We start from the raw sequence: 529 nt of genomic DNA on the forward strand, positions 1-529 counted from the left end.
GATAGAGGAAGCGCGAGCCAGGTTGCAGGACCTTCTGTAGTCGAACCTTGCGGTCATCGGCGGTCGTGCCCGGATCGGCGAAGTCCAGCACGTCATCGACCTCGAACATGGCATAGGTCATACCATCGATCAGGAAGTCGTGCAGGTGGGTGTCCTCCCAACCGAAGGCCGCTTGCAGGATATGGTGCAGTTTGCGCAGCGACTCGGTTCCTTCAACCTCGATCCTGCGCCAGATGGGCGGCTCGATGTGTTGAAGCTGCACGTGCAGGGTAAAGCGCTGGAACGATTTCGCCATCTGATCTCCGGGTGAACGGGAAGCCAGCGGCATTATCGCCTTACGATGCCAGGGTGGTCATGTTCCATGGCAGCAGGTCTTCGACCCGGTTGCTCGGATGGTCCGCGATGCGCGTGAGTACGGCGCGCAGATACGCCTCGGGATCGAGGACGTTGAGCTTGGCCGTACCGATCAGACTGTAGATTGCCGCCGCACGCTCGCCACCTGAGTCCGCGCCGGCGAACAGGTAGTTCC

The 529-nt window shown here is 60.9% G+C and carries 2 protein-coding genes; both read right to left on the bottom strand.

From position 1 onward, the window contains the following. On the bottom strand, nucleotides 1–295 hold a 295-nt coding region (locus tag J5M58_RS26125), incomplete at its 3' end, for a plasmid pRiA4b ORF-3 family protein (protein ID WP_207880224.1). A 40-nt stretch (nucleotides 296–335) separates the two neighbouring features. Further along, nucleotides 336–529 (bottom strand): transposase domain-containing protein (locus J5M58_RS26130; RefSeq protein ID WP_207880226.1); only part of this gene is annotated, 194 nt, incomplete at its 5' end.

Origin of the sequence: Pseudomonas sp. 32_A (genome assembly GCF_017490905.1) — a bacterium.
Lineage (GTDB): Bacteria > Pseudomonadota > Gammaproteobacteria > Pseudomonadales > Pseudomonadaceae > Aquipseudomonas > Aquipseudomonas inefficax.